Genomic DNA, 23,011 nt, shown 5'->3' on the forward strand with positions numbered 1-23,011 from the left:
GAGGCTCAGAACGAGGGGAGGCTCAGGACGGCGAGGCGAAGACCTGGGTCCACCACGGCCCACCCGAACCGGTCCGGACGCCGACACCGATCTGCTTGAACGAGCAGTTGAGGATGTTGGCGCGGTGGCCGGGGCTGTTCATCCACGACTCCATCACCGCCGCCGGGTCCTTCTGCCCGCGGGCGATGTTCTCGCCCCAGCTGCTCCAGCGGTAGCCGGCCGCCTCGATGCGGTGGTCCGCGTGGTAGCCCTCGGGGCTGACGTGGTCGAAGAAGTTGCGGTCCGCCATGTCGTCGCTGTGGAACTGGGCGGCGGTGGTGAGCTTGGGGTCCACCGTGAGCGGTCCGCAGCCGGCCTGCGAACGCTGGGCGTTGACCAGGTCAGCCACCTGCTGGGCGAAGGAGCTGTTGGACGAACCGCCCGGCGCGGTGGTGGCGGTCGGACGCGGAGCGGTCGGCGAGGGCTTGACCGTGGTGGGGGCCGTCGTCGGGGCGGTGGTGGGAGCGGCGGTCGGCTTCCCGGGGTCGGGGGCACCGGCCGTGCCGCCGGGGGTGGTACCGGCGCTCGGGCCGGTGCTCGGGTGGCGCGGCGTCCCGGACGCGGTGGCCGGGGCCGTGGAGGAGGTGGACCCCGGGGTGCCGGCCGAGGGGGCGGGCGTCGCCGGGCCGGTGCTGGGCGGAGGGGTGGCCGTGGCCGCGCGGGCCTGGTCGGTCGCGGCCGGGTCCGGAGCCGGCGCGCCGCCCGCGCCGGGCACCTGGATGCCGTTCACGTCCCCGGCCTCGGCGGCGATCAGCGGCTCGTACGCCACCGCCCGGGAGCCGTTGTCGCTGCCTTCCTCGCCGCGGAACACCGCGTACCCGGCGCCGGTCAGCGCGGCGATCACGCTCGTGCCGGCGACGGCCGCGACCACGGCCACCACCGGTCCCATCGCGCCGCGGCGGCGGCGCCGGCCGTGGCCGCGCCGCCGTTCGGCGGCACGCCGCGCGGACCGCCCGTCGGCGCCGTCGGGCCCGTCGGGGCGCCCGGTCACGGGGAGGATGGTGGTCCGGTCTTCGCTGTTCACCTGCGCACGCTTCCTGATGTTCTGGTCCGTCGGTTCGGTCGGACGACCGCCGACACCTGGGAGACCACGGAGCGGCGGGCGGATAACAGAAAAGTGCGAACTGATTTCCGAACGAACCGGCCGGTCGACGGTGGGCCGTGGTCCCGCGCCCACGGCCGGGCCCGTCAGCGGGAGTGCCACCGGGAATGCCACCGGGGGCGGGACCGGCCCGGTCAGGCCCTGGGCCGGTCAGGCACCGGCCGGGGGCATGTCGTAGGTGACGAACATGGTCCGGGTCGCGACCTGGTCGTACTTGCCGCGGGCCCGGTGGTTGTCGTCGGCGGTGATCCAGCGGACGGTGTTCCAGCCGCGCTCCGCCGCGATCGCGCGCAGCCGGGCGAGGAGGAGGTCGACCGCTCCGGTGCCGCGCGCGGCGGGGGCCACGAACAGGTCGTCGAGGAAGCCGGCCACCGCACCGTGCAGCGGGCGGACGAACGGCCGGTAGTGCGCCAGCCCGACCGGGATGCCGTCGGCGTCGCGCACCAGCAGGCCGTCCAGTTCGTGCGCCGGATCGGTGAGCCACGACCAGACCAGTTCGGCCTTCTCCGGCGGCATGGGCACCCCGTAGAACCCGCAGTAGCCCCGGAACAGCTCACGCCAGGCGGCGAAGTCGGCGCCCGTCGGGGCGCTCACGCTCAAGCCCTCGGCGGTCCGGCCCTCGGAGGTCCGCGTGGTCCTGGTCGGCGGCATGGGGCGCTCCTCGTGGGTGGTCCGGCGGGTGGCCGGCGGCTCGGTCAGCGGCTCGGTCGGTTCCGTGCGCGCACAGGTGAACGCCGGCCAGCATGACGCCCCGTCGGACCCGCGCCGATCGACAACACGGCCAAGTGCGCGCCCGCTCCGCTACGGAGTGGCAGTCTCCCCGGGCGGAGGCCCCAGCGGCCCGGCGTCCCGATGCCACGACGTCCCGGTACCCCGGCCTCCCGCTGTCCCGACGCCCGACGCCCCGACGCCCCCGCCGCGCGCGGGCGGGCCGGATCACCGATCCTGGACGCCCGCCCGCCGTTCCCCGGGGGCGCCCGCTCACCGCGTTCGCGCCGTGCGCCCGTCGAGGAGGCCCCCCGATGCTGCTCCGCCGTCTGGCTCTCACCTCGCGCGCCGTGGCCGCCGAGCCGGGACGCCGGGCCAAGACCGAGCTGCTGGCCGACTGCCTGCGCGAGCTGGGCCCGGACGAGGCGCCCTCGGCCGTCGCCCTGCTCTCGGGCGAGTCGCAGCGGCTGCGCACCGGCCTCGGCCCGGCGGCCCTGCGCGAGCTGCCGCCGCCCGCCGCCGCCCCGGAGCTGGGGGTGCGCGAGACGGAACGCGTCCTGGAGGCCATCGCGGCCGTGCACGGGACGGGCGCCCGGGCCGAGCGGCACCGGCTGCTGGCCGGGCTGTTCGAGCGCGCCACCGAGGTCGAGCAGTCCTTCCTGCGCGCCGTCCTGATCGGCGACCTCCGGCAGGGGGCCCTGGACGCGGTGGTCGCCGACGCCGTCGCCCGGGCCGCCGGAGTGGCGGCGACGACGGTGCGGCGGGCGCTGATGTTCCGGGGTTCGGCGCGGGCGGTCGCCGAGGCGGCGCTGACCGGCGGGGAACCGGCGCTGACCGCCTTCCGGCTGGAAGTGGGCCGTCCGGTGCGGCCGATGCTGGCGGCCTCGGCGCCGGACGTCGGCGCGGCGCTGGACCACCTCCCCGGACCGGCCGCGCTGGAGTGGAAACTGGACGGGATCCGGGTCCAGGTGCACCGGGACGTCGGGGACGTCGGGGTCTTCACCCGGTCACTGGACGACATCACCGCCCGGGTGCCCGAGGTGGTGGAGGCCGCGTTGGCGCTGCCGGTGCGGTCGGCGGTCCTGGACGGCGAGGCGATCGCCCTCGGCCCGGACGGCCGCCCGCGCCCCTTCCAGGAGACCGCCGCCCGCACCGCGGCCCGCCGGGACCCGGAGCGGCTGCGCGCCGAAGTCCCGCTCAGCCCGCACTTCTTCGACCTGCTGCACCGGGACGGCGAGGATCTGGTGGACCGGCCCGGCCGGGAGCGCTGGACCGCCCTTGCCGGGGCCGTCCCGGCCGGACTGCGGGTGGCCCGCACCGAGACCGGGGACCGGGAGGAGGCCCTCGCGTTCTTCCGCGCCACCCTGGCACGCGGCCACGAAGGGGTGCTGGTGAAGGACCCGGCGGCGGGCTACCGGGCGGGCCGGCGCGGCGCGGGCTGGATCAAGGTCAAGCCCCGGCACACCCTGGACCTGGTGGTGCTGGCCGCCGAGTGGGGCAGCGGTCGGCGGCAGGGCTTCCTCAGCAATCTGCACCTGGGGGCGCGGGCCGGCGGCGAGCCGGGCCTCGGCCCGTGGGTGATGCTCGGGAAGACCTTCAAGGGCCTGACCGACGAGACCCTGGCCCGGCAGACCGAGGCCCTGCTGGCCCGCGAGGTCGAGCGGGACGCCCGGACGGTGCGGGTGCGGCCGGAGCTGGTCGTGGAGATCGCCTTCGACGGGGTCCAGCGCAGCCCCCGGTATCCGGCCGGACTGGCGCTGCGGTTCGCCCGGGTGGTGCGCTACCGGCCGGACAAGAGCGCGGCCGAGGCCGACACCGTCGCGACCGTCCGGGAGATCGCGGCCGCCGAGGGGACGGTGGCCCCGGAGGGGATGGCGGCCACCGGAGCGTTTCCCGGTGCGGCCACCGAGGGGACCCCGGATCGGGACAACCCGTCTGACGGCTGATCAAACTTCTTCTTCCCCACACTCGTTCACGAGCAGAGGCAAATCGGCCATTCTGCGCGGGACGGCCACGCTCTCTTCGTGTGCGACGGGAGGCGGGGTTAGTTTGACGACGACAGCGGGGGCGGCACGGCCCGGAGGATCCGGTGCCACACCAGGAGGGATGTCCGCGATGCACGTGAACGTCGAACGGGATCGCTGCTGCAGCTCGGGACAGTGCGTCATGACCGTGCCGGAGATCTTCGAACAGGACGACCAGGACGGCCTGGTGAGAGTCCTGCTGAGCCCCGTACCCGCGCCGCGGTTCGCCGACGTGCGCCTCGCCGCCGAGCTGTGCCCCGGCGGCGCCATCACCGTCACCGAGGACGACGGAGCCGGTACCGCCGCCTAGCGACCGCTCGTCGGCCGCTCGACGGACGCGCCCGACGGACGCCCGACGACAACCGCCCGGTGCGGCCACCGTCGGCCCGCCCTCGGCCCGCCGTCTCCCACCGCCTGCCACGGATCCACCTGTCACGCGAGGAGACCACCTTGAGCACTCCCACCGCCCCCGTCACCCTGATCCCGGCCCGGCACGACTCGGGCTGCCCGTACGCGCCGCCGCCCGCCTACACCGAGGCCGCCGGCACCGGCCCGGTCAGCCGCGCGGAACTCCCGGACGGCTCCCCCTGCTGGCTGGTCACCGGCTACCAGGAGGTCCGGACGGTGCTCTCGGACCGCCGGTTCAGCGCCGACGCCCGCCTGCCCGCGTTTCCCTTCCTCACCGAGGGGCGGCGCGAACTCGTCGCCGCCAACCCCTCCTTCCTCCGCCTCGACGACCCCGAGCACGCCCGGCTGCGCCGCATGGTCACCGGCGACTTCCTGGTCAAGCGGGTGGAGGAGATGCGCCCCGGCATCCAGCAGATCGTCGACGAGGCGCTGGACCGGATGACCGCCCGGAGCGGCCCGGCCGGGCCCGCCGACCTGGTCGCCGACTTCGCCCTGCCGGTGCCCTCCCTCGTCATCTGCCTGCTGCTGGGCGTCCCGTACGAGGACCGCGAGGCGTTCCAGGCGAACAGCCGGCTGCTGCTCAGCACCGAGGCCGACGACCGGGACGTGACCCGGGCGCAGGAGGAGCTGCTGGACTACCTGAGCGGGCTCGCCGAACGCAAGCGGACCGAGCCCGGGGACGACATCCTGAGCCGACTGGTGGCCCGCGAGGACCTCACCCTGCGCGAGATCGCCTCGACCGGGGTGCTGCTGCTGGTCGCCGGGCACGAGACCACCGCCAACATGATCGGGCTCTCCACCGCCCTGCTGCTGCGCCACCCGGAGCAGGTGGCCCGGCTGGCCGATCCGGCGGCGGTGCCCGGCGCGGTGGAGGAGCTGCTGCGGCTGCTCACCATCGTGCACACCGGGGTCCCCCGGCTGGCGGTGGAGGACGTCGAGCTCGGCGGCACGCTGATCCGGGCCGGGGACGGCGTGATGGCGATGCTGTCGACCGCCAACCGGGACGACGGGCTCTTCGCCACCGAGGGTCACCCGGGCGTCGACGAGGTCGACCTCGGCCGCGAGGCCCGTCGGCACGTCTCCTTCGGCTTCGGGGTGCACCAGTGCCTGGGGCAGCCGCTGGCCCGGGCGGAGCTGCAGATCGCGCTGGCCACCCTGTTCCGGCGGCTGCCGGGGCTGCGGCTGGCGGTGCCGGAGGAGGAGCTGGAGTTCCGCACCGAGGCGCTGATCTACGGGCTGGGCTCGCTGCCGGTCCGGTGGTGAGCACTGTTCCGGCGGAGCGCTGTTCCGGTGGTGAGCACTGTTCCGGCGGCGAGCGACGGCGCCGCCGGGCTCCGAACGGCGTTGTCCGGGCGCCGGCGACGGCGGCCGGACGCCCAGCGGCGGCGGGGGCCGACCGGGTCCGGTTGGCCCTCGCCGGGGCGCGGAGGCAGGCTGGAGGTGCGAAACAGAGCACCGGCCCGGCGGCCGCCCGCCACCTCGGCGTAGCGCGGCGGGCCCGGACGCCCCGGCCGGCCGAGGAGACGGAGCCCGCGATGACCGATATGAGCGCACGCTCCGAGGTGAGCGTCGACCGGGACGAGGACGTCCGCGCGGCCGACCCCGAGGAGGGCATCACCTCGATGCAGAACCTGCACGCGCAGGACACCTCCCAGGCGGAGGGCGAATCGGAGGATGAACCGGGGGCGAGCGGCTGATCCGTCCGCACCGACAGGTTTGCGAAGAGCCGCCAGCGAGTAACCGAGACGTTGCCACGAGGCCGCCCGATCTGCGGGCGGCCTCCGCGACCGCCGGTCCCACCGCCCGTACGGCGACGGACCGGCCGGAGAGGATGGGCGCATGACCGAACAGCAGCAGGGCACGGCGGCCGGCCGGTCGGCTGGGCCGGTGGAGCCGCCGGTCGACCCCCGGGCCTCCTGGGCCACCTGGACCACCCAGTCGATCATCAGCGGACCGGGCGGAGTGACCACGGTCGAGGTCGGTCCGATCTCCGGCGACCTCACCGTGCACACCACCTGGGTGGACGGCGAGGCACGGCTCACCGTCCAGTACACCGGCGCGCTGGACTGGTACTCGGTGGCCGGCAGCCCGGTCGCGGCGGCCGACGAGACCACCGCGCGGGCGGTGCACCAGGCGATGGTGAACGCCGTCAAGACCGGGAAGGGCTCCCGCGCCCCGGCGGCCCCGACCGCCTGACCCGGCCCCGACCGCAGTGCCCGCCCCGTCGTCCGGGGCGGGCACTGCGTCGTCCGGCACGGGCACTGCGTCGTCCGGGGCGGGCGCTTCGCGTCACAGCGGGTAGCGGCGGCGAACCGCGGACGGCGTCACGGCCGCTCGTCCGACTCCGCCCCGCCGCCCTTCCCGAGCCCCCTCCCGGGCCCCTTGCCCAGGCCCTTCCCCAACGCCTTCCCGAGGCCGTTCCCGGTGCCCCTGCCGATCCCCCTGCCGCCGCCCTCGCCGGCTTCCTTCTCCGTCGGGCGCGGGGCCGGCGCGGCGGCCGCCCAGTACCCGGGGTCGACCGGCCGACGGCCGCGCAGGTCCTCGCGGACCTCGCGCGCCACCTTGCGGGTGTCCCGCAGGTTGACCGTGGCCCCGATGCCCGCGCCGACCAGCAACGGGGTCAGCGAGGGCAGCCGACGCAGCGAACTGCGGGTGAGCCGGCGGCGGACCTGCTGGCGGACCTCGCTGCCGAGCGCCATCGCCGCCAGACCGGCCGGTTTGACGAGCAGCGAGCCGTCGATACCGCGCCGGTTGGCCCAGGCCGTGACGTAGGCGCTCGCCTTCTGGGTGGCCGTTCCCTGGGCGGGGAGGCCGTAGACCTCGTGCAGCTCGGCGATCAGTTTGACCTCGACGGCCGCCACGGCGAGCGTCTCGGCGGCGATCTCCACCGGCATCGCGGGCGGTACCGGGAGCATCGCGGCGGCGCCCACACCGGCGCCGAGCGCGCTGGAGGCCCGGCCGGCGCCGGTGACCAGCAGATCGGCGAGCTGCTCCGGGTCGGTGGCGCCGGGGTGCTGGGCGCGCAGGGTCGCGAGGTCGCGGACGGGGATGCGCGGGGCGGCCTGGAGCAGCTGGTCGGCCAGCGCGCGGCCGCCGAACGCGGCCCCCTTGGCCGCCGCCCGGCTGCCGCTGCCGAGCCGGCGGGAGATGTCGGTGACCAGCTGGGAGCCTCGCCGCCGGCCGCGCTCGACGCCTTCCCGGTACTCGGCGAGTTCCCCGGCCTCGCCCTCGGGGGGCGCACCGGGAGCAGCCGGTTCGAGTTCCTCGACCAGGCCCGCCAGCTCGTCGGCGACGCGGTCCGGGGTCGGCTCGGGCTGTCCGGAGCGCCCCGGTTTCCTGAAGATTGCCATGCTGTGGCCGTACCCGGCACGGCGCGGCGGTACGCGCCGCAGGTGTCCCGGTCCTGCGACAGGGGGGCCACGGCCTCGTCCCTACGGCCGATCGGCGGCGTCACGGGCGTCCGGCCCGACAGTCCCGGCGGCCCGCCCGGGCACCCGACCGACCGCCGCGCCACGCCGGCACTCGGGCACTCGGCCGTTCCGGCCGCCGTACCCGTCAGTCGGTGATCTCGACTCCCCGCCAGAACGCCACCCGGCCGCGGATGTGCTCCGCCGCGGGCTCGGGGGCGGCGTAGAACCAGGCCGCGTCCGGGTTGGTGCGGCCGTCGACGTCCAGCGAGTAGTACTCGGCCGTGCCCTTCCATCCGCAGACGGTGGTGGTGTCGGAGGGGCGCAGGTACTCCGGGCGGACGGAGTCGGCCGGAAAGTAGTGGTTGCCCTCGACGACGACGGTGTCCTCGCTCTCGGCGACGACCGTGCCCTGCCAGCGTGCTGTGGTCATGGCGGCAGTCTGCCCGACCCGGCGCGGGGGCGCAGGCTCGACGTCGCGAACCGGCCACCGGGTGTGCCGGTCCGAACGCGTGCCGGTCCGAACGCGACGATCCGAAACAGGGAGCGGATCAGGGCAGCGGCTCGGCGTGGACGGGGACGTGCGGGTTCTGGTGACCGCCGGTCGCGAGCATCCGGACCTCCCCCGCGTCGCTGATCTCGGCCCGGACGATGCCGCTGGCGTCCTCGTAAACCGGATGGCCGCCGGGCCCGGCGGCGCTGGTGCGCTCGACCACGACCACGTCCTGCGGGGCCTGGGTGCCGGGGGTGCCCGGGAAGGTGAGTGCGTAGCGGGTGACGGGGCTCATATCACCGACCTCCTGCTCCCTGTTCGACGTGCCCGGCATTCGACGTGCCCGGCCCAAGACGTGCCTGGCCCACGACATGGCCCACCCGCGAACTCGACCGGCCCGCGGGCTCGACCGGACAGCTGCCTTGCCCGGCCCGCGGCCTTGCCCGGTCCGCGACCTCCCGGTCCGCGACTTCCCGGTGTTCGGCCTCAGGCGGTGGCCCCGGCCGGACGGGCGGGCGCACCGCGTACCTCCAGCTCGCCGAGCAGGTGCGCGGTGGCCTCGGCCACCGCGTCCACGGCCCGGTCGAACGCCTCCCGGTTGTGCGCGGCCGGGGCCCGGAACCCGGACACCTTCCGCACGTACTGGAGCGCGGCCGCTCGGTAGTCCTCCTCGGTGGCGTCGGGCGTCACCGGTGGTCTCAGCGTCTTGATACTGCGGCACATGTCACCAGTCTCGCGCGCGGACGCCCGGCGGGCGACTCCCGTCCGTCACGGGACCGCCTTGTGCTCCACACAGCGCCGTCATCCGATCGGATTAGGATTTGGCCCGAACAATCCTGACCTCCCCTGTCCGTTCTTCCGGAGCACCCCCTTGCCTCTCGCGCTGGTCGCCCTGGCCGTCACCGCCTTCGCCATCGGAACCACCGAGTTCGCCGCCATGGGGTTGCTGCCCCAGGTCGCGGGCGACCTGGACGTCTCGATCCCACAGGCCGGCTGGTTGATCTCCGCCTACGCGCTCGGCGTGGTGATCGGAGCACCGCTGCTCACCGCGTTCGCGGCGGGACGGCCCCGGAAGGCGGTGCTGGTCGCCCTGGCCGGGTTCTTCGCCGCCGGGAACCTGCTCTGCGCGCTCGCCCCGGACTTCTGGACGCTGGCCGCCGCCCGGCTGGTCACCGGCCTCCCGCACGGGGCCTTCTTCGGCGCCGGGGCGGTCGCGGCGGCCGAACTCGTCGCCCCGGACCGGCGGGCCCGCGCGGTCGCGGTGATGTTCTCCGGGCTGACCCTCGCCAATGTCGTCGGCGTGCCGGGCGCGACCCTGCTCGGGCAGCACCTGGGATGGCGGGCGACGATGCTGGTGGTGGTCGTGATCGGCGCGGCGGGGGCCGTGGCGATCGCCCGGCTGGTCCCGGCGCTGCCGTCCCCCGCCCAGTCGGGTCTGCGGCACGAGCTGCGCGCGTTCCGCAGCGGACAGCTGTGGCTGGCGCTGGCCACCGTGGTCTTCGGCTGCGGCGGCTTCTTCGCCTGCTACTCCTACATCACCCCTTTGCTCACCGAGGTGTCCGGCTTCGCGACCGGGTCGGTGACGCTGGTACTGGCGCTGTTCGGGGTCGGGATGACGATCGGCAACGTGATCGGCGGCTACGCGGCCGACCGCGCGCTGCGGCCGACCGTGTGCGTCGCGTTCCTGCTGCTCGCCGCCGTGCTGGCGCTGTTCGCCGTGACCGCGCGGGCCCAGTGGTCGGCGGCGGCGACGGTGGTGCTGGTGGGGCTGTTCGGGTTCGCGATCGTGCCGGCCGTGCAGACGCTGGTGATGCGCGAGGCCCGGGGCGCGCCGACGCTGGCCTCGGCGACCGTGCAGGGCGCGTTCAACCTGGCCAACGCCCAGGGCGCGTACTTCGGCGGGCTGGCGCTGGACGCCGGGCTGGGCTGGACCTCGCCGCCGCTGGTCGGTTCGGGCCTGGCCGCCTCCGGTGCGGTGATCGCGGTCGCGGCCTGGGCCGCCGCCCGGCGGGGCGCCGGGGCACCGGACCTCCCGAGCACGGTCGCGGGCGCGGGCCCGACCCCGGACGCCGCCCCGACCGCCGGCTCGACCTCGGCCTCGGCCTCGACGGCGGTGCCGGCCCCCGCGCCGGCCCCGGACGACCGGATCGGCGCGGGGAGCACGACCCTCCGCTGAACCACCGGGCGGGCCCGTCAGACGGTGTCGGCCTCCGGGCCGGACGCGGCGGCCCGGAACGGAACCGGCCGGAGCCCGCGGTGACCGTCGGCCAGCAGCGCGTAGCCCTCCGCGTTGAACTTGATGCCTGACCGCTCCTCCTCCGTCAACTCGCGGCGCACCTTGGCCGGCACCCCGGCGACCAGCGAACCGGGCGGGACCACCATGCCCTGCGGCACCACGGCGCCGGCCGCGACCAGCGACCCGGCCCCGATCCGGGCGCCGTTCAGCACCGTGGCGTTCATCCCGACCAGGACGTCGTCCTCGACCGTGCAACCGTGCAGCACGGCGTTGTGCCCGACCGAGATCCGCTCCCCCAGCACCAGCGGGAAACCGAGGTCCGCGTGCAGGGTGCAGTTGTCCTGGACGTTGCTGCCCGCGCCGACCGTGATCGTCTCGGCGTCGCCGCGCAGCACCGCGCCGTACCAGACGCTCGCCCCGGCGCCGACGGTCACGCTGCCGACGACGACCGCGTTGGGCGCCACGAAGGCGGTCGGGTCGACCGCCGGGACCCGGCCCCCGACCTCGGCGATCAGCGGCTCTGCCATCTCTCGTCCTCCTTGTGACGACTGCCCATCAGGTGCGGGCCATGATGGCACCCCGCTCGGCGCCGTCAGCCGACCGGGTCGGCGATCGGAGCCGGAACCGGAATCGGAACGGCCGCGGTGGGCGGCGGCGGGCCTCCGCACGTACCGGTGGCGAGCAGCTTCTCGAAGGCCGCGTCGGTGGCCGCCGGGTCCGACATGTCGAAGGCGTTCACGGAGGCGGCGAACTGCCGACGGGTGTCACCGTCGGTGTAGACGAAGGTGCTGTAGCCGGGGATGCCGCCCGCGTGCCCCCAGACCGGGCCGCAGGGCGTCGACAGGCGCTGGAGGCCCAGACCGTACGTGTCCTTGCCGCTCTGCGGGGTGACGGTCATCATCTCGGCGAGCAGCGGCCGGGGCAGCAGTCGCCCGCCGATCAGCGCGGTGACGAACGTGGTCAGGTCGGCGGTGGTCGAGATCCCCGCTCCGGCCGCCCCCGCCATGCTCGGGTCCAGCTCGGTGGTGTCCGCGGGCCCGGCGGGCAGGTCGTAGTAGCCGTGCGCGTGCGGGCCGGGGATCGTCGTCGAGTGGTCCGGCATCGAGGTGCGGGTCAGGCCCAGCCGGCGGACGATCCGCCGCTCCACCTCCTGCTGCCAGCTGTGCCCGGTGACCCGTTCGACGATCTGCCCGACCACCAGATAGTTGGTGTTGGAGTAGTGCGCGCCCCGGCCCGGCTCGAAGTACGGCGGGTGGGCGTTGGCGACGGCGATCAGCTGCTGCGGGGTGTACCTGGTGAAACGACCGGTCTCCAGCCACTCCCGGAACCTGACGGGGTCCTCCTGGTAGCCGAAGAGGTCGTCCTCGGTGTAGTTGAACAGGCCGCTGGTGTGGTCGAGCAACTGGCGCAGGGTGATGTTCCGGCCGTTCGGCACCGCGCCCGGCAGCAGCTTCTCCACCGGGTCGTCCAGCCGCAGCCGCCCCTCGCCGACCAGTTGCAGGACGACGGTGGAGACGAAGGTCTTGGTCACGCTGCCGATCCGGAACAGGCCGTCGGGGTTCACCGGGGCTCCGGTGCCGAGGACGGCGGTGCCGGCCGCGCCCTTCCACACGGTGCGGCCGCGCTCGCTCACCCGGGCGAGCGTCGCCGAAGCCCCGCCGGGGTCGACCATGCCGCGGACGGCGGCGTCCAGCGCCCGGGCGTCGACGCCCCCGCGCGCGGCGGCCCCCGCGTCCGCGCCGTCCTGCGTGCCCGTCACCGTCGGCCTCCCGGTCGGCCCGGTCGCGCCCAGCGCGCCGGCCGTCGGGGCCGTCACGCCCACCAGGCCCGCGCCGGCCAGCGCGAGTGCCACGACGCGCACGGCCGGGCCACGCCGTCGGCGCCCTGTCCTGCCGGTGCCGCTTCCCGTCGTCCCGTCCATGCTTCCTCCCACGTCGGAGCCTGAGATCCCCACAGGACCACTGCCGGGTACGTCAGCTGACACTCTGACAGGAGCACCGGCGGATCTCCTCCGACCAGGGGCCGGACCCGCTCCGCCTCAGGGCCGACTTTCGCGCGCCCCTGGCGGCCGCTTCCAGTACGGGCCACCCCTGACGCCCCTCGGGGAGGTGTCTCCGCCCCGGGGCGGAGACACCTCCCCGAGCAGGAGGTCAGGCGACCGGGGCCTTGACCCGCAGGACTTCGACGAACGCCCGCAGCCACGCCGGGTGGTCGGGCCAGGCGCGGGCGGAGACCAGCACACCGTCGACCACCGCCTCGCCGTCCACGTACGTCGCGCCGGCCGCCGTCACATCCGGTTCCAGGGCCGGGTAGGCGGCGCTGGTCCGCCCGCCGAGCACCCCGGCGGCGGCCGACACCAGCGGGCCGTGGCAGATCTGCGCGACCGGCTTCTCGCTCTCGAAGAAGTGCCGGACGATCCGCCGCACCTCCGGGTCGTTGCGCAGGTACTCGGGCGCGCGGCCGCCCGGGATCACCAGCGCGACGTAGTCCGCCGGGTCCACCTCGGCGAAGGCCAGATCGGCGGGCCAGGTGTAACCCTGCTTCTCGGTGTAAGTGTCGTAGCCCTCGACGAAGTCGTGCACCACGAACTGCAGCCGCTTGCGGGTCGGTGCCGCGATGTCGACCTGGTAGCCCTCCTCGCGCAGCCGCTGGTACGGGTAGAACACCTCCAGCGACTCCGCGGCGTCCCCGGTGACGAGCAGGATCTTCGATGCCATCGCCGACATCCCTCCGAATCGATCGATCGTCGGACCTGGTTCCGGCCCGGGCCGGGGAGCCCGGCACGGGCCGGGACCAACCTTCCGCACCCGTCACACCCGCGCAACGGGGCGCACCGGGCACAGACCACGCCGACCGCGCTCCCGCGCGCCGCCCTTCGGCGGCACACGCCCCCCGCGGACGCCCCCTTCCCGCGGGCCGGCGGGCCCTCGCATCCCAGGATCCGGGGATGGGACGGCGGCCGCCCTCCGGGTCAGAATCGGCGCAGCCCGGTCACCCGGGGAACCACCTCGAAGGGATTCCGCTGATGACCCGTCTGTCCCGTTCGCTCGCCGTGCTCGCGGTCGCCGCGACCGCCGTGGTCGGCGGTATCTCGGTCGCGCCGGGCGCCTCGGCCGCCGGCAAGCGGTGCGACGTCGAGTACACCGTGGCTTACTACACCTACAAGCAGCTCGGCTACGGGGACGTGGAGGCACTGCTGCACGCCGAGAAGTCCTACGGCCTCTGCCAGGTCAGCGGCTGACGTACCCCTCGCCGGAGGAACGGTGACCGGCCGCGGCGCTTGACCGCGACCGGCCACCGCCACGTCCGACGCGTCCGACCCGTCCGCCACGCCTGTCCTCTCGGCCGCACCCGCCGGGCCCGGCAGGGACGGTAGGTGCCGGAACTTCTCCCGCAGTTCGCCCGACAGCCACCCGGCGGGGCGGGACTGCTCCTAGTCTGCGGGCGGCAGCCACACCCCGACGCCCAAGCGCGACACCGACACCTCGACGCCATCCGCGCGAGCTAGGAGCTTCCATGACGTACCGTCCGACCGACGGCGGCGCCCCGGCGGAGTCCGCCGAGGGCACCTCCTCCTCCCGCCGCACCTTCCTGCGGGCCACCGGCGCCGCCGGTCTCGGCGCGGCGGCCCTCGCCGCCGGGTCCGGGGAGGCGTTCGCCGCCCCCGGCGGGGACCAGCCGGGCACGGACCGGTCCGGCGCCGACGACGAGCGCGGCGTCGCGTCCGACCGCCCGGCCGGCACCCGCCCGCCGGTCCGCACCGGTACCGGTCTGGACCGCCTGCCGCACCCGCTGATCGTCGGTCACCGCGGCGCCCCCGGCTACCGCCCCGAGCACACCCTGGGCTCCTACGACCTGGCGCTGCGGCTGGGCGCGGACGTCATCGAGCCGGACCTCGTCCCCACCAAGGACGGCCAGCTGGTGGTCCGGCACGAGAACAACATCGTGGAGACCACGGACGTCGCCGACCACCCCGAGTTCGCGGGCCGTCGCACCACCAAGACCATCGACGGTGTCACCCAGACCGGGTGGTTCACCGAGGACTTCACCCTGGCCGAGCTGCGCACCCTGCGCGCCAAGGAGCGGCTGCCGCTGCAGCGCCAGCGCAACACGCTCTACGACGGCCGCTGGGCGATCCCGACCTTCCGCGAGGTCGCCGACTTCGCCCGCAAGCGCGGCCGCGAGCTCGGCCGGGACGTCTGGGTGTACCCGGAGACCAAGCACCCCAGCTACTTCCGTTCGATCGGGCTGCCGCTGGAGGAGCGCCTCGTCGACGAGCTGCGCCGCACCGGGCTGGCCGGGCGCAACGGCCGGGCGATCCTGCAGTCCTTCGAGCCGAGCAGCCTGCAGCGGCTCGCCAAGCTGGTCGACAACCCGAAGATCTTCCTGCTCAGCGGTCCCACCAGCCAGCCGTACGACTTCGTGCTGTCGGGCGACAAGCGCACCGTGGCCGACCTGGTGAAGCCCGAGAACCTGCGCTGGATCGCGGGCTTCGCGCACGGCATCGGCCCGACCACCACCCTGATCGCCCCGGTCGACGCGGCCGGCAAGCTGCTGCCGCCGACCACCCTGGTCCGGGACGCGCACGCGGCCGACCTGCTGCTGCACCCGTACACGGTGCGCAACGAGAACGCCTTCCTGCCGCTGGACTACCGCCGGGGCACCGACCCCAACGCCTACGGCGACGCGATCGGCTGGGCGAAGTACCTGTACGAGCTCGGGGTGGACGGCTTCTTCACCGACCAGACCGACACCAGCGTGCTGGCCCGCCAGGACTTCTGGGACGCCAAGGGCGCGCACTGACCGGACCGACCGGGGTGTCCGGACACCGCACTGTCCGGACACCGCGCCGACCGCGCCGACCGCACTCACCTGACCGGCCTGGCCGGCCCACCGCCGAACCGCCGCGCCCCGGAACGTCCGTCGACGTTCCGGGGCGCGGCGCCGTCTACTGGTCCTCGGGCTGGGTCTGCTGCCCCTGGCCCTGCGGTGCCTGTCCCTGCGGTGCCTGGCCCTGCTGCCCCTGGTCCTGCTGCGTCGGCTGGTCCTGCTGGGTGGTGGGCTGGGCGGGCTTGCGCGTGGGCGGACGGCCGGGGGCCTGGGTGCGTCCGCCGGGCCAGGTCGGGGCGACGTCGGTCGGCTGGCCGCCGGGCCACGTCCCCGGCGAGCCGCTGCCCGAGCCCGGGCTCGCCGAGGGGTCGCGCTTCGGCGGCGGGTTGGGGATGTAGACGGTCTCGAACTCCTTCTCCGGCATGCCCCGGACGGCGTCGTTCATGGCCATCTGCCAGATCGGCCCCGGGCCGGTGGCGCCGAAGACCTCGTCGAACCACTTGCCGCCGATCCGGATGTTCTTCATCGGCACGCCGCCGGCCGGGCCGCCCAGCCAGACCGAGGCGGCCAGGTTGCCGGTGTAACCGCTGAACCAGGCCGACTTCTTCTCGTCGGAGGTACCGGTCTTGCCGGCGATCTGCCGGTCGCCGTCCAGGCCCAGGTCACGGGCGGTGCCGCCCTTCTCGGTGACCCCGAGCAGCACGGTGTTGATGATGTCGGCGGTGCTCTCGGACAGCACCCGGTCGCACTTGGTCGGACTGACCGGAACGTCCTTGCCGTCCATGGTGGTGATGCTGCTGATCGCGACCGGCGTGCAGTAGGTGCCGCGGTTGGCGAAGGTCGCGTAGACGTTGGCCATCACCAGCGGGCTCACCTCCTGGGTGCCCAGGCCGAGGGCGGGCAGCTCCTGCAGCGGCTTGCCGCTGGCCTTGCCCGCGACACCCAGCTTGTTGGCCATCTGCTTGACGGCACAGAGGCCGATCTCCTGCTCCATCTGCACGAAGTAGGTGTTGACGGAGAGCGCCATCGCCTCCTTGAGTTCGTACGGGCCGACCTCGCCCGCGGACTCGTTGGGGATGGCGCCGCCCTTCTTGCCCTTCTCCAGGTTCTTCCAGGTGCCTTCGCAGGTGGTCATCGTCGGCCAGTCCATCTTGTTCGGCGCGGAGTAGGACTGGGTGGACGTCAGCCCGGCCTCCAGTCCGGCGGCGGCCACGATCGGCTTGAAGTTGGAGCCGGGCTGGAAGCCGTTGCCACCGCCCATCGCCGCGTCCACGTTGTAGTTGACGACGGTCTGGTTCTTCGCCGGGTCGATCCCGTACGGCCGGGTCTGGGTCATCGCCAGGATCTTGCCGGTGCCCGGTTCGACCATGGTCATCGCCGCCGACACCTGGTCGGTGACCTTCACCTTGGTGGTCACGGCCTTGAGCGCGGCCGCCTGCTTCACCGGGTCGAGGGTGGTGTGGATGGAGAGGCCGCCCTGGTCCCACAGCTTCTTGCGCTCGGCGGCGGTCTTGCCGAAGACCGGGTCCTGCTTGATCACGTGCCGGACGTAGTCGCAGAAGAAGCCCATGCCCGCGTCGGCGGTGATGCAGCCGTTCTGCGGCGCCTGGTAGTGCAGGGCGACCGGCCCGGACTTGGCCTCCTTGGCCTGCTCCGGGGTGAGGTGCTTGTTCTCGACCATCTTGTCGATGACCACGTCCCGGCGCTTGCGCGACGCCTCGGGGTGGGCCTTGGGGTCGAACTGGGAGGGGTTCTGCACCAGTCCGGCCAGGGTCGCGGCCTCGGCGACCGTGAGGTCCTTGCTGTTCTTGCTGAAGTAGCGCTGGGCGGCCGCCTGGATCCCGTACGCCTGCTGGCCGTAGTACGTGATGTTCAGGTAGTTGGTGAGGATCTGGTCCTTGGTCAGCTCCTCCTCCAGCTTGATGGCGTACTTGAGCTCCTGGACCTTGCGGCCGAGGGTCTTGCGCTGGGCCTCCAGCACCGCCACCGGGTCGTCGCCGGCCTTCTCCACGTTCACGTTCTTCACGTACTGCTGGGTGAGGGTGGACGCGCCCTGGACGGCGGTGCCGCTCTCCGCGTTCTTGGTGATGGCCCGCAGGACGCCCTTGAGGTCGACGGCTCCGTGCTCGTAGAAGCGCGCGTCCTCGATGTCCACCTGGGCCTGGCGTATCAGCGTGCCCATCTCCTCGCCGGTGATCACCCGGCGGTCGCGCTCGTAGACCTTGGCTATCTGCTGGCCCTTGGCGTCGTAGATCCAACTGGCCTGGGTCAGGGCCGGGGTCTTCAGGTCCGCGGGGATGCTGTCGAACTCCTCGACACCGCTCTTCATGCCCAGCCCGAGCGCGCCGGCGGCCGGCAGGGCGATGCCCGCGAGCAGGACGCCCGCCAGGGTGCTGTAACCGAGGAACTTCACGCCGTGGCCGAGCAGGCCGAGCGGGGTCTCGCGGCGCCGGGGGCGCGGGACCCAGGTGTCGTGGGGCTCCGAAGAGGGCGTGCGGCGGCTTCTCCGTGACATAGTCGGAACACTACGTCCACGAAAACCGCCCGTGGGGCCGGTGTTGGCCAACCTTTGTCACAAATCGGCGACAGATCACCGGCGTTGGGCGTGGCGCCCGGGACGGCCGACGGGCCGGCCCGTTCCGGGGGCAGGTCGTTCGCCCACGCTCGACGGGACTCGATCAAGAACGGGCGGACGTCCGGGCGGTGCGCCTTCGGGCACCGGGATCCGGCCCTCAGCCCCCGCGCTTCTTGCGCCGCAGTCCGAGCACCGCGATCGCGATCGCGGCCAGGAACGCCACCCCGAGCGCCTTGTCCCCGGTGCTCGCCGGGGGGCCGTCCCCGGCGGCGGTCGACGGCGGGGCGGCCGCACCGGACGCCGGCGCCGCCGGGCCCGAGGAGTCCGACGGCGCCGGCGTGGCGCTCCGCAGGGGTTCGACGGTGTCCGGGAGCTGCGCGTCGTCGAGCGGCGCACGCCAGACCGGACTGTCCTTGCCCTCGGTGCCGTAGAGCAGCGCCCTCCCGTCCGAGGTGAAGGTGACCGACTCCCCCTGCCGCTGGAACGGCACCGACAGCGGCGAGGGATCGCCCGGCATGCCGTCCTTCCAGCGGTAGAGGGTCGCCGAGAAGTAACCGCGCAGCACCAGCCGGGTGCCGTCCGGCGAGAAGGCGCCGTCGGTCGTCCAGGGCGCGTCGGCGATCCTCCGGAAGGTGTTCACGCCCGTCGGGGAGAGCTTCTCCGGGCCCTGGTAGAGCGCGCCGCCGCCCTGCTTCTTGCTGGCGATGTAGGCGCGGCCGGTCACCGGGTGCACCATGAGCGCCTCGGCGTCGCGCGGGCCGTCCTCGTAGCGGACCTTGTAGCGGGTCACGTCGACCGCCTGGTCGTGGAGCTCGGCGGGTTCGGCGAAGGCGTAGATCCAGACCTCGGGCCACTTCCCGCCGAGGTTGTCGCCGAGGTCGCCGACGTAGAGCCGGCCGTCCGGGCCGAGCGAGATCGCCTCGACGTCGCGGGGTTCGACACCCCGCAGGGTGACGGTGGCGACCGTACGGCCCTGGGAGTCGATCGCGTAGACGTACGGGCCGTCGTCGCTGTCGTTGTGGGTCCAGTGGACGCCGGGGTGCTGCCGGCTCGCGGCGAGGCCGCTGGACTCGGTGATCCTGGGGTCGGCGATGGTGAAGACCTGGCCGCCCGGGTCGGCCGCGTGTGCGGACGGGGCGCCGACGGTGGCACCGGCGCCGACAGCCACCGCGGCGGTGGCGCAGGCCGCGGCGAGCAGCGCGGCGGGGAGCCTGGTCGTTCGCATCCTCAGCACCGTTCGATCCTCCCACGGCCGCCCTCCCGGCCGGTTGCCCGTTCGTTCGGCGCGCACGTCCCGCCCTCCTTCCACCGGGGGATCATTTTTCGTCACCTTGACGAGATCCCTTCGGCTTCAATATCGTCAGTGCGACGAAAAGGAGTCGCCATGGCCGACATCACCAAGCGCTTCGGACTGCGCCACCTGCGCGCCCGCCCCACCGCCCACATCCGGCACGTCCGCCGCGGTCGGCTCGCCCACGACGGCACCGGGCTCGCCTTCTGGTTCCGCCCGCTCACCGCCGCCCTCTCCGAGGTGCCGGTCGACGACCGCGAACTCGCGATGCTCTTCCACGCCCGCACCGCCGACTTCCAGGACGTCACCGTCCAGGGCACCCTCACCTACCGGATCACCGACCCGGCCACCGCCGCCGCCCGCGTCGACTTCGGCATCGACCCCGACACCGGCGCCTGGCGCTCCGCCCCGCTCGACCAGCTCGCCACCCTGCTCACCGAGACCGCCCAGCAGCACGCCCTCGGCCTGCTCGCCCGCACCCCGCTCGCCGCTGCCCTGGCTGACGGCATCGCCGGTGTCCGCGAGCGGATGACCGCCGGCCTCGCCGCCGAGCCCCGCCTCGCCGAGACCGGGCTCGCGGTCATCTCCGTCCGCGTCGTCGCCCTCCGCCCCGAACCGGACGTCGAACGCGCCCTGCGCACCCCCGCCCGGGAACTCGTCCAGCAGGAGGCCGACCGGGCCACCTTCGAACGGCGCGCCGTCGCCGTCGAGCACGAACGCGGCATCGCCGAGAACGAGCTGGCCAACCGGATCGAGCTCGCCCGGCGACAGGAACAGCTGATCACCCAGGAGGGCGCCAACGCCCAGCGCCAGGCCGAGGACGAGGCCGTCGCCGACCGGATCCGCACCGACGCCGAGGCCCAGCGCCGCACCCGCCTCGCCGGCGCCGAGGCCGAGGCCGCCCGCGCCCTCGGCGAGGCGAAGGCCGCCGCCGAGGCCGCCTGGCTCACCGCCCACCAGCAGGCCGACCCGGCGGTGCTGCGGGCGCTCGCGCTGATGCGGCTGGCCGAGCACCTGCCCCGGATCGACAGCCTCACCCTCACCCCGGACGTGCTCACCGGGCTGCTCGCCAAGCTCGGCGCGACGTCCGGCCCGCTCACCGGCGGCACCGACGGGGGCGGACGGTGACGCTCGCACCCCGGGCCGTCCTGGTCCACCGCCGCAGCGAGTACCAGGAGCTGGTCGCCCACCACGGGACGCCCGGCCAGGCCGCCTACTTCCTGAACAGCCGGGGCCGGTCGGTCGAGGAGATCGAACGGCGCCACGCCCGGCAGGAGGAGGCGCTCGCCCGGGCGGGCGGCGCCGTCCCGCTCGACTGGCGCCGCACCCGGGTCGAACGCGCCGACCTGCCCCGGTTCCTCTTCGAACCGGAAGACGTCGTCGTCGTGGTCGGCCAGGACGGCCTGGTCGCCAACGTCGCCAAGTACCTCGGCGGACAGCCCGTGATCGGCGTGGACACCGAACCCGGCCGCAACCCCGGGGTCCTGGTCCGCCACCGCGCCCTCGACCTGCCGCGTCTCCTCCCCGCCGCCGTCGGCCCCGGCGCCGACCGGCGGACCGAGGAACGCACCATGGTCGAGGCCGTCGCCGACGACACCCAGCGGCTGCTCGCGCTCAACGAGGTCTACGTCGGCCAGCCCGGCCACCAGACGGCGCGCTACCGGCTGGCCGTCGAACAGCACCCCGGCGCACCGGACGGGGACGAGGCCCAGGCATCGTCCGGGGTCCTGGTCGGCACCGGTACCGGCGGCACCGGCTGGTGCCGCTCCGTCTGGCAGGACCGCGGCGGTCCGCTCGCCCTGCCCGCGCCCGCCGACCCGGCGCTCGCCTGGTTCGTCCGCGAGGCGTGGCCCTCCCCCGCCACCGGCACCACCCGGGTGCACGGCCTGCTCGACGGGGAGCAACGGCTCGTCCTGACCGTCGAGTCGGACCGGCTGGTGGCCTTCGGCGACGGCGTCGAGAGCGACGCGCTGGACCTCGTCCGGGGGCAGACGGTGCGGGTGGGCGTCGCGGCCACCCGGCTGCGGCTGCTCGGCTGAGCGGCCCGACGCGTCGCGGGCCACTCGGTGCGGGCCACGCGTCGCGAGCTACGCGTCGCGGGTGGGCGCCGGAGCCGGCGCCGGATGCTCCTCGTGCCGGACCACCACCACCGGGCAGTGCGCGTGCTGGATCATCGCCTGACTCGTCGACCCCAGCAGCATGCCCGCGAACCCGCCCCTCCCCCGGGCGCCGACCACCAGCAGCTGCGCCGCCCGGCTCGCCCCGATCAGGGCCGGCCGGGTGTGCGCCTCGACCAGTTCGGACCGCAGCTCCACGTCCGGGTACTTCTCCCGCCAACCGGCCAGCGCCTCCGCGAGGACCCGCTCCTCCTGGTCCGGCCAGCTCGCGCTCGGGTGCGCCACGTGCAGCGCCGTCAACGGCACCCGGCGGGCGGCGGCCTCCGCGAAGGCGAAACCCAGTGCCTCCGCGCCCACCCCCGAGCCGTCCACCGCCACCAGCACCGGACCGTCCGGCTCCGGCCGCCCACGGACGATCAGCACCGGGCGGGCGGCGTGCGCGGCCAGGTGCACGGCCACCGAACCGATCAGCAGCGCGCCGAACCGGCCCAGCCCCCGGCTGCCGACCACGACCAGGCAGGAGTCCCGCGACCGGCGGGCCAGTACGGTCAGCGGCTCGCCGGTGACCAGCTCGGTGCCGATCTCCAGTCGCGGATCCAGCGCCCGGGCCCGGGCCGCGGCGTCCGCCAGCACGTTCTCCGCCTGGTGCCGCAGCCCGCCCTCCTCCGGGCCGCCCTCGGCCGGACCGAGGGAGACATGCATCAGCGGCCAGATGAACGCGTGCACGATCCGCAGGCCGCAGCCCCGCAGCCGCGCCTCCCGGACCGCGACGTCCACCGCGGCCAGGCTCGCCTCCGAACCGTCCACCCCCACCAGCACCGGGTCACTCATCGCCCGCCTCCTGCGTCTCGTCGGGGGTGCGCTCCTGGGTGCGCTCGTAGGGCACCACCGCGACCGGGCACGGCACGTGGTGCAGCACGGCGTGCGCGACCGAACCGAGGTGCGCGCCCAGCGGCGACCGGCGGACCCGCCGCCCGACCACCACCAGCTCCGCGCCCGCCGCCGCCCGCTCCGCGAGCACCTTGGCGGGGCGCGCGTTCAGGACCTCCTCGACCACTGTCACCCCGGGATGCGCCTCCCGCCACGGCTGGACCAGCCGCGCCAGCTCACCCTCGGCGAAGGTCTGCATCTCGCCGGACACGTCGACGCTCGCCGCGATGCCCGCGTACTGGTACGCCACCGGCAGCGTCCAGGCGTACACCGCCCGCACCGGCAGCCCGCGCCGCTCGGCCACCGCGAAGGCGTGGCCGAGCACCTCGGCCGCCCCCTGGTAGGGATCGACGCCGACCACCACCTCGCCGCCCTCCGCCCGCCCCTCCCGCACCAGCACCACCGGCACGTCCGACCTGGCCAGCACCCGCTGACCCACCGACCCGACCAGGAAGCCCGCCACCGCCCCGAGCCCCCGCGACCCGAGCACCAGCAGCTCCGCCTCCGCCGTCTCCGCCACCAGTGCCCGCACCGGGTCCTGCGGCACCCGCACCGCCACCACCGCGAGCTCCGGCCACCGCTCCCGCACCCGCAGCTCCGCCTCACGCAACGTCACCTCCGCCTGCCGGTGCGCCAGCTCCACCGCCCCCAGCACCGACAACGGCGTCACCACGTCCGGCCATGCCAGCACCACCCGCAGCCCGGCACCCCGCCCCACCGCCTCCTCCGCCGCCCAGTCCAACGCCGCCAGACTCTCGCCCGACCCATCCACCCCGACCACGACGAACCCGCTCACAACCGCCTCCACCCAACCGGACCCGGACGAACCACGCGCTCGCCCGCACCCTCAC

The 23,011-nt window shown here is 74.7% G+C and carries 23 protein-coding genes; 10 read left to right on the forward strand and 13 right to left on the reverse strand.

Going from position 1 to position 23,011, the window contains the following annotated elements; genetic code table 11:
- Positions 1–22: 22 nt before the first annotated feature.
- Both ACIQ9P_RS09890 and ACIQ9P_RS09895 read right to left on the reverse strand, forming a co-directional pair.
- Positions 23–1,063 carry a CAP domain-containing protein gene (locus ACIQ9P_RS09890; protein ID WP_402352563.1) on the reverse strand — a complete coding sequence of 347 codons (1,041 nt, stop codon included), beginning with the start codon at positions 1,061–1,063 and terminating at the stop codon, positions 23–25.
- Between the two features lie 228 nt (positions 1,064–1,291).
- The gene (locus ACIQ9P_RS09895; RefSeq protein ID WP_402352567.1) at positions 1,292–1,792 is read right to left on the reverse strand and encodes a GNAT family N-acetyltransferase; all 501 of its coding nucleotides are present in this window, start codon (positions 1,790–1,792) and stop codon (positions 1,292–1,294) included.
- A 371-nt stretch (positions 1,793–2,163) separates the two neighbouring features.
- Here ACIQ9P_RS09895 and ACIQ9P_RS09900 point away from each other — a divergent pair, with 371 nt between their 5' ends.
- From ACIQ9P_RS09900 to ACIQ9P_RS09920, 5 genes are all read left to right on the forward strand, one after another.
- Positions 2,164–3,795, forward strand: a complete 1,632-nt coding sequence (locus ACIQ9P_RS09900) for an ATP-dependent DNA ligase (RefSeq protein WP_402352570.1) — start codon at positions 2,164–2,166, stop codon at positions 3,793–3,795.
- Between the two features lie 169 nt (positions 3,796–3,964).
- A complete protein-coding gene (locus ACIQ9P_RS09905) occupies positions 3,965–4,183 on the forward strand; it encodes a ferredoxin (RefSeq protein WP_402352729.1) in 219 nt (72 codons plus the stop codon).
- 140 nt (positions 4,184–4,323) lie between these two features.
- Positions 4,324–5,544, forward strand: coding sequence for a cytochrome P450 (locus ACIQ9P_RS09910; protein WP_402352573.1), 1,221 nt, complete (start codon positions 4,324–4,326; stop codon positions 5,542–5,544).
- Positions 5,545–5,816: 272 nt separating this feature from the next.
- Complete coding sequence (locus tag ACIQ9P_RS09915; RefSeq protein ID WP_402352576.1) at positions 5,817–5,978, forward strand: hypothetical protein; 162 nt, start codon at positions 5,817–5,819, stop codon at positions 5,976–5,978.
- Between the two features lie 142 nt (positions 5,979–6,120).
- Complete coding sequence (locus tag ACIQ9P_RS09920) at positions 6,121–6,477, forward strand: hypothetical protein (RefSeq protein WP_402352579.1); 357 nt, start codon at positions 6,121–6,123, stop codon at positions 6,475–6,477.
- Positions 6,478–6,605: 128 nt separating this feature from the next.
- On the opposite strand, the gene ACIQ9P_RS09925 is transcribed toward ACIQ9P_RS09920, so the two are convergent.
- From ACIQ9P_RS09925 to ACIQ9P_RS09940, 4 genes are all read right to left on the reverse strand, one after another.
- Positions 6,606–7,631 carry a hypothetical protein gene (locus tag ACIQ9P_RS09925; protein ID WP_402352582.1) on the reverse strand — a complete coding sequence of 342 codons (1,026 nt, stop codon included), beginning with the start codon at positions 7,629–7,631 and terminating at the stop codon, positions 6,606–6,608.
- Between the two features lie 205 nt (positions 7,632–7,836).
- Positions 7,837–8,121, reverse strand: coding sequence for a DUF427 domain-containing protein (locus tag ACIQ9P_RS09930; protein ID WP_030394757.1), 285 nt, complete (start codon positions 8,119–8,121; stop codon positions 7,837–7,839).
- Between the two features lie 118 nt (positions 8,122–8,239).
- Positions 8,240–8,476 carry a DUF6296 family protein gene (locus ACIQ9P_RS09935; RefSeq protein ID WP_402352585.1) on the reverse strand — a complete coding sequence of 79 codons (237 nt, stop codon included), beginning with the start codon at positions 8,474–8,476 and terminating at the stop codon, positions 8,240–8,242.
- Between the two features lie 191 nt (positions 8,477–8,667).
- Positions 8,668–8,904, reverse strand: a complete 237-nt coding sequence (locus ACIQ9P_RS09940; protein WP_402352588.1) for a DUF2277 domain-containing protein — start codon at positions 8,902–8,904, stop codon at positions 8,668–8,670.
- 148 nt (positions 8,905–9,052) lie between these two features.
- Here ACIQ9P_RS09940 and ACIQ9P_RS09945 point away from each other — a divergent pair, with 148 nt between their 5' ends.
- The gene (locus ACIQ9P_RS09945; protein ID WP_402352591.1) at positions 9,053–10,357 is read left to right on the forward strand and encodes an MFS transporter; all 1,305 of its coding nucleotides are present in this window, start codon (positions 9,053–9,055) and stop codon (positions 10,355–10,357) included.
- 17 nt (positions 10,358–10,374) lie between these two features.
- Here the strand turns inward: ACIQ9P_RS09945 and ACIQ9P_RS09950 are convergent, their stop codons facing one another.
- The 3 genes from ACIQ9P_RS09950 to ACIQ9P_RS09960 all read right to left on the reverse strand — a co-directional run bounded on the left by ACIQ9P_RS09950 (position 10,375) and on the right by ACIQ9P_RS09960 (position 13,134).
- Complete coding sequence (locus ACIQ9P_RS09950) at positions 10,375–10,944, reverse strand: gamma carbonic anhydrase family protein (protein WP_402352594.1); 570 nt, start codon at positions 10,942–10,944, stop codon at positions 10,375–10,377.
- Between the two features lie 65 nt (positions 10,945–11,009).
- A complete protein-coding gene (locus tag ACIQ9P_RS09955) occupies positions 11,010–12,278 on the reverse strand; it encodes a serine hydrolase domain-containing protein (RefSeq protein ID WP_402352597.1) in 1,269 nt (422 codons plus the stop codon).
- 289 nt (positions 12,279–12,567) lie between these two features.
- Positions 12,568–13,134, reverse strand: a complete 567-nt coding sequence (locus ACIQ9P_RS09960) for a DJ-1/PfpI family protein (RefSeq protein WP_402352600.1) — start codon at positions 13,132–13,134, stop codon at positions 12,568–12,570.
- A gap of 308 nt (positions 13,135–13,442) precedes the next feature.
- Here ACIQ9P_RS09960 and ACIQ9P_RS09965 point away from each other — a divergent pair, with 308 nt between their 5' ends.
- Together ACIQ9P_RS09965 and ACIQ9P_RS09970 are read left to right on the forward strand one after the other, a co-directional pair.
- A complete protein-coding gene (locus ACIQ9P_RS09965) occupies positions 13,443–13,658 on the forward strand; it encodes a hypothetical protein (protein ID WP_402352603.1) in 216 nt (71 codons plus the stop codon).
- Between the two features lie 275 nt (positions 13,659–13,933).
- Positions 13,934–15,220: a glycerophosphodiester phosphodiesterase gene (locus ACIQ9P_RS09970; protein ID WP_402352606.1), complete on the forward strand. Its 1,287-nt coding sequence runs from the start codon at positions 13,934–13,936 to the stop codon at positions 15,218–15,220.
- A gap of 145 nt (positions 15,221–15,365) precedes the next feature.
- On the opposite strand, the gene ACIQ9P_RS09975 is transcribed toward ACIQ9P_RS09970, so the two are convergent.
- Both ACIQ9P_RS09975 and ACIQ9P_RS09980 read right to left on the reverse strand, forming a co-directional pair.
- Complete coding sequence (locus ACIQ9P_RS09975) at positions 15,366–17,762, reverse strand: transglycosylase domain-containing protein (protein WP_402352609.1); 2,397 nt, start codon at positions 17,760–17,762, stop codon at positions 15,366–15,368.
- A 217-nt stretch (positions 17,763–17,979) separates the two neighbouring features.
- On the reverse strand, positions 17,980–19,047 hold the full coding sequence (locus ACIQ9P_RS09980; RefSeq protein ID WP_402352612.1) for a hypothetical protein: 1,068 nt from the start codon (positions 19,045–19,047) through the stop codon (positions 17,980–17,982).
- Between the two features lie 159 nt (positions 19,048–19,206).
- Between ACIQ9P_RS09980 and ACIQ9P_RS09985 the strand changes: the two genes are divergently transcribed.
- The gene (locus ACIQ9P_RS09985) at positions 19,207–20,241 is read left to right on the forward strand and encodes an SPFH domain-containing protein (RefSeq protein ID WP_402352615.1); all 1,035 of its coding nucleotides are present in this window, start codon (positions 19,207–19,209) and stop codon (positions 20,239–20,241) included.
- Positions 20,238–21,152 (forward strand): hypothetical protein, encoded by a 915-nt coding sequence (locus ACIQ9P_RS09990; RefSeq protein ID WP_402352618.1) that lies wholly within the window; start codon positions 20,238–20,240, stop codon positions 21,150–21,152. Before ACIQ9P_RS09985 ends, ACIQ9P_RS09990 begins: the two co-directional genes overlap by 4 nt.
- 48 nt (positions 21,153–21,200) lie before the next feature.
- Here ACIQ9P_RS09990 and ACIQ9P_RS09995 read toward each other — a convergent pair whose 3' ends face one another.
- Both ACIQ9P_RS09995 and ACIQ9P_RS10000 read right to left on the reverse strand, forming a co-directional pair.
- Positions 21,201–22,061 carry a universal stress protein gene (locus ACIQ9P_RS09995; protein ID WP_402352621.1) on the reverse strand — a complete coding sequence of 287 codons (861 nt, stop codon included), beginning with the start codon at positions 22,059–22,061 and terminating at the stop codon, positions 21,201–21,203.
- The gene (locus ACIQ9P_RS10000) at positions 22,054–22,956 is read right to left on the reverse strand and encodes a universal stress protein (RefSeq protein WP_402352624.1); all 903 of its coding nucleotides are present in this window, start codon (positions 22,954–22,956) and stop codon (positions 22,054–22,056) included. Before ACIQ9P_RS10000 ends, ACIQ9P_RS09995 begins: the two co-directional genes overlap by 8 nt.
- Positions 22,957–23,011 lie beyond the last annotated feature (55 nt).

This window comes from Kitasatospora sp. NPDC094019 (genome assembly GCF_044764505.1).
In the GTDB taxonomy this organism is placed as follows: Bacteria; Actinomycetota; Actinomycetes; order Streptomycetales; family Streptomycetaceae; genus Kitasatospora.

Bases quoted from the DNA above. Each gene is read 5' to 3' on its own strand.
- ACIQ9P_RS09915 (WP_402352576.1), top strand. From the start codon at position 5,817: ATGACCGATATGAGCGCACGCTCCGAGGTGAGCGTCGACCGGGACGAG.
- ACIQ9P_RS09985 (WP_402352615.1), top strand. From the start codon at position 19,207: ATGGCCGACATCACCAAGCGCTTCGGACTGCGCCACCTGCGCGCCCGC.
- ACIQ9P_RS09935 (WP_402352585.1), bottom strand. From the start codon at position 8,476: ATGAGCCCCGTCACCCGCTACGCACTCACCTTCCCGGGCACCCCCGGC.
- ACIQ9P_RS09980 (WP_402352612.1), bottom strand. From the start codon at position 19,047: ATGCGAACGACCAGGCTCCCCGCCGCGCTGCTCGCCGCGGCCTGCGCC.
- ACIQ9P_RS09965 (WP_402352603.1), top strand. From the start codon at position 13,443: ATGACCCGTCTGTCCCGTTCGCTCGCCGTGCTCGCGGTCGCCGCGACC.
- ACIQ9P_RS09905 (WP_402352729.1), top strand. From the start codon at position 3,965: ATGCACGTGAACGTCGAACGGGATCGCTGCTGCAGCTCGGGACAGTGC.
- ACIQ9P_RS09940 (WP_402352588.1), bottom strand. From the start codon at position 8,904: ATGTGCCGCAGTATCAAGACGCTGAGACCACCGGTGACGCCCGACGCC.
- ACIQ9P_RS09895 (WP_402352567.1), bottom strand. From the start codon at position 1,792: ATGCCGCCGACCAGGACCACGCGGACCTCCGAGGGCCGGACCGCCGAG.
- ACIQ9P_RS09960 (WP_402352600.1), bottom strand. From the start codon at position 13,134: ATGGCATCGAAGATCCTGCTCGTCACCGGGGACGCCGCGGAGTCGCTG.
- ACIQ9P_RS09975 (WP_402352609.1), bottom strand. From the start codon at position 17,762: ATGTCACGGAGAAGCCGCCGCACGCCCTCTTCGGAGCCCCACGACACC.
- ACIQ9P_RS09930 (WP_030394757.1), bottom strand. From the start codon at position 8,121: ATGACCACAGCACGCTGGCAGGGCACGGTCGTCGCCGAGAGCGAGGAC.
- ACIQ9P_RS09925 (WP_402352582.1), bottom strand. From the start codon at position 7,631: ATGGCAATCTTCAGGAAACCGGGGCGCTCCGGACAGCCCGAGCCGACC.
- ACIQ9P_RS09995 (WP_402352621.1), bottom strand. From the start codon at position 22,061: ATGAGTGACCCGGTGCTGGTGGGGGTGGACGGTTCGGAGGCGAGCCTG.
- ACIQ9P_RS09900 (WP_402352570.1), top strand. From the start codon at position 2,164: ATGCTGCTCCGCCGTCTGGCTCTCACCTCGCGCGCCGTGGCCGCCGAG.
- ACIQ9P_RS09920 (WP_402352579.1), top strand. From the start codon at position 6,121: ATGACCGAACAGCAGCAGGGCACGGCGGCCGGCCGGTCGGCTGGGCCG.
- ACIQ9P_RS09950 (WP_402352594.1), bottom strand. From the start codon at position 10,944: ATGGCAGAGCCGCTGATCGCCGAGGTCGGGGGCCGGGTCCCGGCGGTC.
- ACIQ9P_RS09970 (WP_402352606.1), top strand. From the start codon at position 13,934: ATGACGTACCGTCCGACCGACGGCGGCGCCCCGGCGGAGTCCGCCGAG.